The sequence below is a fragment of the Carboxydothermus pertinax genome, from assembly GCF_001950255.1.
GTDB lineage: Bacteria > Bacillota > Z-2901 > Carboxydothermales > Carboxydothermaceae > Carboxydothermus > Carboxydothermus pertinax.
This window is the reverse complement of the sequence record NZ_BDJK01000014.1, coordinates 36,214-43,448: the sequence shown is the minus strand read 5'-3', so window position 1 is coordinate 43,448 and position 7,235 is coordinate 36,214. Positions and strand designations below refer to the sequence as shown.

Annotated in this window: 9 protein-coding genes; 2 read left to right on the top strand and 7 right to left on the bottom strand. The window is 32.7% G+C overall.

From position 1 onward, the window contains the following. The coding region (locus cpu_RS13935) for a hypothetical protein (protein ID WP_234970193.1) at positions 1–180 on the top strand (180 nt) is incomplete at its 5' end. A gap of 399 nt (positions 181–579) precedes the next feature. Here the strand turns inward: cpu_RS13935 and cpu_RS05230 are convergent. From cpu_RS05230 to speE, 5 genes are all read right to left on the bottom strand, one after another. After that, entirely contained in the window at positions 580–945 is a 366-nt protein-coding gene (locus cpu_RS05230) for a tetratricopeptide repeat protein (protein ID WP_075858987.1), read from the bottom strand. After that, on the bottom strand, positions 899–1,756 hold the full coding sequence (locus cpu_RS05225) for a DUF5685 family protein (protein ID WP_075858986.1): 858 nt from the start codon (positions 1,754–1,756) through the stop codon (positions 899–901). The genes cpu_RS05230 and cpu_RS05225 overlap by 47 nt, the downstream gene beginning before the upstream one ends. 5 nt (positions 1,757–1,761) lie before the next feature. Further along, complete coding sequence (locus cpu_RS05220; RefSeq protein ID WP_075858985.1) at positions 1,762–2,307, bottom strand: DUF3786 domain-containing protein; 546 nt, start codon at positions 2,305–2,307, stop codon at positions 1,762–1,764. Between the two features lie 4 nt (positions 2,308–2,311). Next, the gene (locus cpu_RS05215) at positions 2,312–2,737 is read right to left on the bottom strand and encodes a hypothetical protein (RefSeq protein ID WP_075858984.1); all 426 of its coding nucleotides are present in this window, start codon (positions 2,735–2,737) and stop codon (positions 2,312–2,314) included. A 63-nt stretch (positions 2,738–2,800) separates the two neighbouring features. Continuing rightward, entirely contained in the window at positions 2,801–3,634 is an 834-nt protein-coding gene (gene speE / locus cpu_RS05210; RefSeq protein WP_075858983.1) for a polyamine aminopropyltransferase, read from the bottom strand. Positions 3,635–3,689: 55 nt separating this feature from the next. On the opposite strand from speE, the gene cpu_RS05205 reads away from it, so the two are divergent. Continuing rightward, positions 3,690–4,499 carry an Asp23/Gls24 family envelope stress response protein gene (locus cpu_RS05205; protein ID WP_075858982.1) on the top strand — a complete coding sequence of 270 codons (810 nt, stop codon included), beginning with the start codon at positions 3,690–3,692 and terminating at the stop codon, positions 4,497–4,499. On the opposite strand, the gene cpu_RS05200 is transcribed toward cpu_RS05205, so the two are convergent. Continuing rightward, the gene (locus cpu_RS05200; protein WP_075858981.1) at positions 4,492–5,598 is read right to left on the bottom strand and encodes a DUF362 domain-containing protein; all 1,107 of its coding nucleotides are present in this window, start codon (positions 5,596–5,598) and stop codon (positions 4,492–4,494) included. The genes cpu_RS05205 and cpu_RS05200 overlap by 8 nt on opposite strands. A 17-nt stretch (positions 5,599–5,615) precedes the next feature. Continuing rightward, positions 5,616–7,208, bottom strand: coding sequence for an ABC1 kinase family protein (locus cpu_RS05195; protein ID WP_075858980.1), 1,593 nt, complete (start codon positions 7,206–7,208; stop codon positions 5,616–5,618). Between the last annotated feature and the right edge of the window lie 27 nt (positions 7,209–7,235).

Below are 7,235 nucleotides of genomic sequence, written 5' to 3'. Positions count from 1 at the left end.
TTCGATATCTCTTCCTTGCCCTGGGATTATTTGCCCCGAAATTTAAAGCTTTTGAACGAAACTATGGCCTATTACCATTTAATAAATATTTTAAGAAATTTTCAGGTAAACTTTTCTTTATATAATTCCATCCATAATATAGGATTATATAATAAACAATTGTTGCCAGCACCGCTATAATTACTAAATATCCATAGTTATTAATTTTGAAATTGAATAAATAAATAAAATTAAAATATTTTAAATAGGTAAATAAATAAATTGATATCCCAATACTTCCCAGAACAAGGCTAAAAAGTGCATAAATTGCTTTTTTTCCTATAAGGACCAGGAAGAGGGGTAAAAGGGTGTACAGCAAAAGATACTTTAATCCGACTAAAGGATTTAAAAAAACCATTTCTAAAAAACCCAATAAGAAAAAATAAAGCAAAGCTTGACGTTTTCCTAAATAATCTCCACAAAAAAGTACTAAAAAACCTTGAACAAAACCAATGACTCGAGGTGCTATCTGCAGGTACTCCGACATAAATCCGGCTAAAAACGCAAAAGTCACCAAAAAGGTGGCTATAAGATCTTTTCTTAACAACACGAAATAAAATCTCCTCCCATACATTCACAGCAGGTATCCAAAAGACACGCACCACAGGCAATATCACAAAGAGAAAAGCCTTCCCGCCGGTAATGCCGGGGATAATTGGGATAATAAGTAAAAACCTTTTCTTTAAGATGCGGTTCAGCTTTTTCAAAGGCGCGAAAGGCTTCAGAAAACTCTCCAGCTAAATCATAAAGGATTCCTAGTAAATACCAATATTCGGCGCTAAGTCCATTTGAAATATCATTTTTTACTATTTTAATTTGTTCGTCAAGCGATTTGTACTTGATTTTTTCCCAATAAAGTTCAAGGTTTTTGGGTAAGTATGCGCCAAGATTCAGGCAATAATCCATATTCACCCTCCTTTAAAGGTAAATTTTTTACAAAACCGTAGATGGTTTTAAAATAACTGTTTTGCAAAATTGCAATCATTTCCGGAGTAAAATTTAAGTCTAATTTGCTTAAACGATCTTTTATTACTTCTAAGTGCCGAAATAATACATAATTAATTTCTTGTAATGCTTTACCTGTTACCCTATCTTTTAATTCAGGATATGCGGCTAAGATCCCATTAAATCGACGTAAAATCAGGTCTTTTTTAAAATCATGAAGTGCATCTAAAAGATAAATTAATCTACCAACGTAAAAGGCAAGCTCATAAGCGAGAAGGGTCTTGTTTAAGGGAATATCTTTGTCTAGTAAAGTATCAGCAGTTATTATTCCCAGTATTCCTCCAGATATTTCTGCATAAAATTCCAAAGTTTTATTGTATTTCTTTTCCCGAAGTTGTTGCTCAGCTAAAAATGATTCAAAAAGTCCTTGGAAGTTAAATTGTTTTACGGGGAAATCTTGCCATAAATCAATTAACTTTAGTCGTAAAAAAATTTTGGTATAATATCCTGCTTTTGTTATTCCATAAGTAGGGTTTTTAAAGCGAAATTTTTTTTTAAGGGTATAAAGGCAAAAAAACTCTTCAAGGTTTTCATGATTTTCAAGGAGCGTATCAATAAAAATGGCCCAAAAGGTAAAATCATAGTTGTTTATTACCTTAAAACCTTCAAAGTTTTTGCCCAACTCCCGACAAAGGGTACAATAAGTAGCTCGAAACTTTATTCCAAATTCAGTATCAGAATAGTTTTTGGGAAGTCGCATGAAACCAAACATATTTTCTAGATCCCGCCCGTCAGATAGTTAACCGTCTTGATACCAAGCACATATAAATCAACGGTTTTCAAATAAGTAAGGCAAATTTCGTCAAATAATACTTGACCTTTTTGATTATTCCATTTAACAACTGCAATGGGTATCTTAGGAAGCGGGTATATTAAAAACGATGTCGAACCATAAGAAAGTTTTTCAGCATTCAAGGAGTAAAGCCTTTCCTTAATTAGAGGCTTTTCGGCCAAAGGTTTCAAGGCTTCATAGGCAAAAGGTTGATAGTGGTGCATTCCTTCAGGTAAATCTAAAAATGACAGCCACTTATTTTTTGGAGGAAAACCGCTTGCCTGAAATAAATAGCGAACAATTAAGGTCTTCTCAAATTCGTCAAGATTTAATGTACTAAAAGCAAACCGAGTTAAATCAAAGTAAAACTTTTTTCCAAGATATGATAGATAAATTTTATCTCCCCGTAAGGTACCTCCAGTGCGTTCAGCAATCCGATGTTTACCAGAGAAAAAAATAAAATCTCTTAAGGCATTTTCAAACGGTCTCAACCTTTCATCTCCTATTTAATAATATATAAATTAGAATTAAAAAAAATACAAAAAGCCAAATTATAAAAGTAAAATTATTCGTTTGCAATGTAAGTTTAATGTTTCTTTCTTTAGCTTTACTATTTAATAAATGATAAAAACTAAGTGAACCTAAAGCTTTAATAATGGTTAAATTTAAAATATTAATATTACCATTACTGGCAAGAATATCTTCAATTAAAGCATTTAAGTATCTCTCCCGCTGTTGAGGATTAGCTTTAAAAAAGCTTTTAAGGTCTATTTTTAATTTTTTTAAGATAGGTACCAATTCTTGGTAATATTTTTTTCGCTCTTCTCGAGTTAAGGTACTTAAAGATTTTAATAAAATTTTTTCTGAAGACGGTAGGGAAAAATTATCTTCTTTTAACATTTTTAAAACTTTGTTTCCCATTTTCTTCCCTCTTTTTTATATTCTTTTTAAATTGTAAAATTCCTTTTTTTATAAAAAAGTCCGCTAAAGGTTAGCGGACTTAAGCATTTCTTTTACAAAATTAGGTAATGCAAAGCAAGCTTGATGAATATCTTCATTATAATACTTGGTAGCAAAATTAATTTTAGGAATAACTTCCTTAGGATTATAGCACTTTGAAGCAACGGTAAAAGCAAAAAAGCCACTAATATAAGCCGGTACTGGGGCTAAAGCAATATTTACAACTGGAAAGATATCTTTTAATGTGGTAACAATTTTAGTAAAAATTTCTGGATAAAAATTTGGAGATTCAGATTGAACTGAAACAACCCCATCCTCTTTTAAGGCATCGAAAAGAGAGCGGTAAAATTCCTCGCTGTATAAGACTACAGCTGGTCCCACTGGATCAGATGCGTCAACAAAAATTAAGTCGTAGGTGTTTTTAACGTTTTTTACAAAGCGGATACCGTCGTCAATTATAATGTTTACCCTTGGATCATTAAAACTTTGACTTAAAAAAGGTAAATATTCCCTTGCTGCTTTGATTACTTCTTCATCTATCTCGACTAAATCAACCTTTTCAATTGTCTCGTGTTTTAAAACTTCCCGCAGAGTTCCTCCATCTCCCCCCCCAATGATTAAAGCCTTTCGAGGAGCTTTATGGGTAAAGGCAGCAGGATGTACAAGCATTTCATGATATACATACTCTTCTTTTTCAGTAGTTTGTACGGCCTCATCTAAAACTAAGGCCCGACCTAATTCAGCAAATTCTACCACCGTAAGATTTTGATATGGAGTTTTTTTCTGGTATAATATATCAGAAACCCGCCAGGCTACTTGATAATTCTCATTATGCTTTTCATAAAACCACATTTTCATTACATTGCACCTCCTAAATTAATTACAGACTTTTTAAGAAGAAAGGAGCTTGTAAATGGCAACAGTCGGTTTTGTAGGACCAAGCGGCACAGGAAAAAGTCACCGAGCGGCTCTGATTGCCTATGAAAATAATTGTCAATTAATAATTGACGATGGTTTAATTATTAAAGGGCAACAGATTTTGGGTGGTGTCTCCGCTAAAAAGCAGAATTCCAAAATTGCCGCTATCCGCGTAGCCCTCTTTCAAGATGATTTCCACCGGGAGATGGCCAGAAATATTCTGGCAAATTACAAATCAGCAAATATTTTAGTTTTAGGTACTTCGAAAAATATGGTAGAAAAAATATGTGAAAATTTATCCATTGAAAAACCCCAAAAATATATATATATAGAAGAAGTGGCATCACCGGAAGAAATTAAACTTGCCCGTTTTCAGCGTTCACGTCTTGGAAAACACGTTATTCCAGTTCCAGCTTTTGAAGTTAAAAAATCATTACCTTCAATTTTTTTTGAACCAATAAGAGTTTATTTTAAAAGGGGTAAACAAAACAAAACAGTTTTTGACAAAACCATCGTTAAACCCTTCTATAACGAAAGGGGTAAGCTGTCAATAGCTGAAGAAGTCTTGGAAAAAATTTTAACTTTTATTATTACCAAAAATAAACCTATAAAAAGAGTTTTAAAGGTGGAATTAACTTACTCCTATGGACAATTAGCAGTAAAAGTAGATGTAGCGGTTGAGAAAAGCCAAAACATTCCTCAACAAATTAAAAATTTCATTCCCCAAGTAGTTAAAGAATTTGAAAGACAAACCGGGATAGAGATCATTAAATTAGACATAATTGTTAAAAAAATTTCTATTTAACTTCAATTAATTTATAATCTCTGCTTCCAAGGCCAATAGCTTCGCCATAAGCTAATTGTTTTTCCCAATTTATGGCTGGCTTATTGGCTTTAATTTTATCTACTCCTGGGGCCAATTTCCCAATTACTGAATTTTCTAATGATATTGCATTATTTACCAAATCAACAGCTGCCTGATCAATGGCAATAGGATCAAAAGAAGCTAAAATACCGATATCCGGAACCAAAGGTATATCGTTCCAGCTGCAGCAGTCACAATCCGGTGATATATTTGTTAAAAATGTTATGAAGGCAGCTTTTCCTTTTTTATCTTTTAAAACCCCATAAGTATACTCCACAATTTTTTCCTGGATAACATCTTTTTCATCTTTCCAGTTGATTTTTATTGCTTGAAAGTTACAAGTGGCAGTACACTCCCCACAACCAATGCAAAGATCATAGTTAATTACTGCTTTTCTATTTTCATAAAAAATCGCATTGGCAGGACACCAACGGGCACATTTTTGGCAACCGGTGCATATATCTATTTTTACTTCTGGCTTTAAATCGGAATGCATTTGTTGTTTTCCCGAACGACTTCCAAGTCCCATCCCGATGTTTTTTAAAGTACCGCCAAAACCAGTTGCTTCATGTCCTTTAAAGTGAGTTACCGCTATAAAGGCATCTGCCAGTACAGCAGCACTACCAATATTTACCTCTTTAAAGTGTTTAAGGTTTACAGGAACCTTAATATAATCTTTACCGGTTAGTCCATCGGCTATTATTAAAGGAGCTCCCACTACAGCATAATCAAAGCCATTTTCAATAGCTGTTTCTAAATGATCAACAGCATTGGCGCGGCTTCCAACATACAGGGTATTAGCATCAGTAAGAAAAGGTTTGCCCTTCTTTGCCTTTACTTTATTAACTATCCTTCTCAGGAATTGGGGCCGAATATAGGCAGTATTACCCCTTTCGCCAAAATGAAGTTTAATTGCAACTAGATCATTGGGTGCTACAATTTCCATTAAACCACTACGGTCAATTAAACGTTCGAGTTTTTCTAATAAACTTGAGCCTTTTTGAGCATGCATATTTACATAATAAACTTCAGAACTCATTTTAAACCCCCCTTTTTTTAATGCCACTTTCCCGATTTTAATATTAAATACATTAATGAAAGAGCAGCCCCTATTGATAATAAATAAGTAGTTGTTCCAAGGGTTTGTAAAAGTTGTCCATCAGCTGCTACAATTAACCCTGAAGCAATTAATAAAGAGGCAATGATAAGACCAAAAGTAATCCGCATAGACGTCCGGTCTAATGCTTTTATGATTGACTCTAACCCCGCATGTTTAAAAACCACTTGGCTATTTCCTTCATCAAACTTTTTTAAGATTGATAATAAAAGTAATGGTATCTTCTCACTAACCTCAAGCTTTTTATATAAATTTAAATAAATTGCTTGGGGCTCAAGATATTTGAAATAATTTTTACTCAAAGCTTGTTCACTGTACTCCTTTGCCAGATCCAAGAAATTAAAGCGAGTACCTAAAGAAAAGGCAGTACTTTCAATGTTTAAGGCAGCTTTCCCAATATAAACAAGATTTGCAGGAACGTTAATACCATACTTTATGCTAATTTTAATAATATCAAGAATTATTCGTCCCGCCAAGACCTCTCCTTTACCTATTTCTGATACTAGTTCAATTATTTTATAAATTTCCTGGTAAAAAGTAAAATCATCAATTTCTCCTCGATGTTGGCCAAGACGGTAAATTAAATTAATTATACCATTGAAATTTTTTTCACTTAAATATAAAAATAGCTCAGAAAGAATGTCGCGAGTTTTATTATCAATAAATCCAACTGCTCCAAAATCCACAAAGCCAATTTTTTTATCTTTAGTCAGTATAATATTTCCTGGATGGGGGTCAGCATGAAAGAGATTTTCTATTAAAAGCATTCGACAAAAACTTTTAACCAGCTTTTCCCCTAAAGCTGGATAGTAAACCCTATTTTTTAAAAAATTCGTTAACTGGTTCCCTTCAATGTATTCCATGACCAAAATATTTCTTCCGGATAAATCTTTAAAAGCTTTTGGAATAAGTATATCTTCTTCTGCTTTTAAGGCGTTGTAAAAAATTCTAATATTTTGTAGCTCATGTAAAAAATCCAATTCTTCTTTTAGTTTTAATTCAAATAAATTATAAATTTTTTCTAAGTCTAAAGGAGAAATGAACCCCAAAACTTTAAATTGGGGTAAAAAATATTTCTTTATTATCTCTAAATCAGTTGCAATTATCTTTTCTAAAATTGGTCTTTTTATTTTTAAAACCACTTTTTGACCGTTTAGAAGAGTTCCACGGTAAACCTGAGCGATAGAAGCACTAGCTAAAGGAATTGGTTCAATTTCTCTAAACTGGTTAAAATAATTTTCGTGCAAAGTTTCTTCAATAAATTTTTTACAGTCTGTAAAAGGCACAGAGGGAACATTATCTTGCAAATTTCGCAAAACTGCAACAAGTTTTTCATCGACCAGATCCGGTCGAGTACTTAAAAACTGTCCAAACTTAATAAAAGTCGGACCTAATTCTGAAAACAATTGTAAAATTTGTTGTTCATCTAAAAGAAAGGTTTTGCTCTCTTTTTTTATTTTATTTTCTAATATTCTCAAACCATATTTTCCCAATATCCTAATGATTTCTTTAAGCCTTTGGGTTTCCTGCATTTAAACCAACCCATCTAGATAATATAG

Bases quoted from the DNA above. Each gene is read 5' to 3' on its own strand.
- cpu_RS05230 (WP_075858987.1), bottom strand. From the start codon at position 945: ATGGATTATTGCCTGAATCTTGGCGCATACTTACCCAAAAACCTTGAA.
- cpu_RS05225 (WP_075858986.1), bottom strand. From the start codon at position 1,756: ATGTTTGGTTTCATGCGACTTCCCAAAAACTATTCTGATACTGAATTT.
- cpu_RS05215 (WP_075858984.1), bottom strand. From the start codon at position 2,737: ATGGGAAACAAAGTTTTAAAAATGTTAAAAGAAGATAATTTTTCCCTA.
- speE (WP_075858983.1), bottom strand. From the start codon at position 3,634: ATGAAAATGTGGTTTTATGAAAAGCATAATGAGAATTATCAAGTAGCC.
- cpu_RS05205 (WP_075858982.1), top strand. From the start codon at position 3,690: ATGGCAACAGTCGGTTTTGTAGGACCAAGCGGCACAGGAAAAAGTCAC.
- cpu_RS05200 (WP_075858981.1), bottom strand. From the start codon at position 5,598: ATGAGTTCTGAAGTTTATTATGTAAATATGCATGCTCAAAAAGGCTCA.
- cpu_RS05195 (WP_075858980.1), bottom strand. From the start codon at position 7,208: ATGCAGGAAACCCAAAGGCTTAAAGAAATCATTAGGATATTGGGAAAA.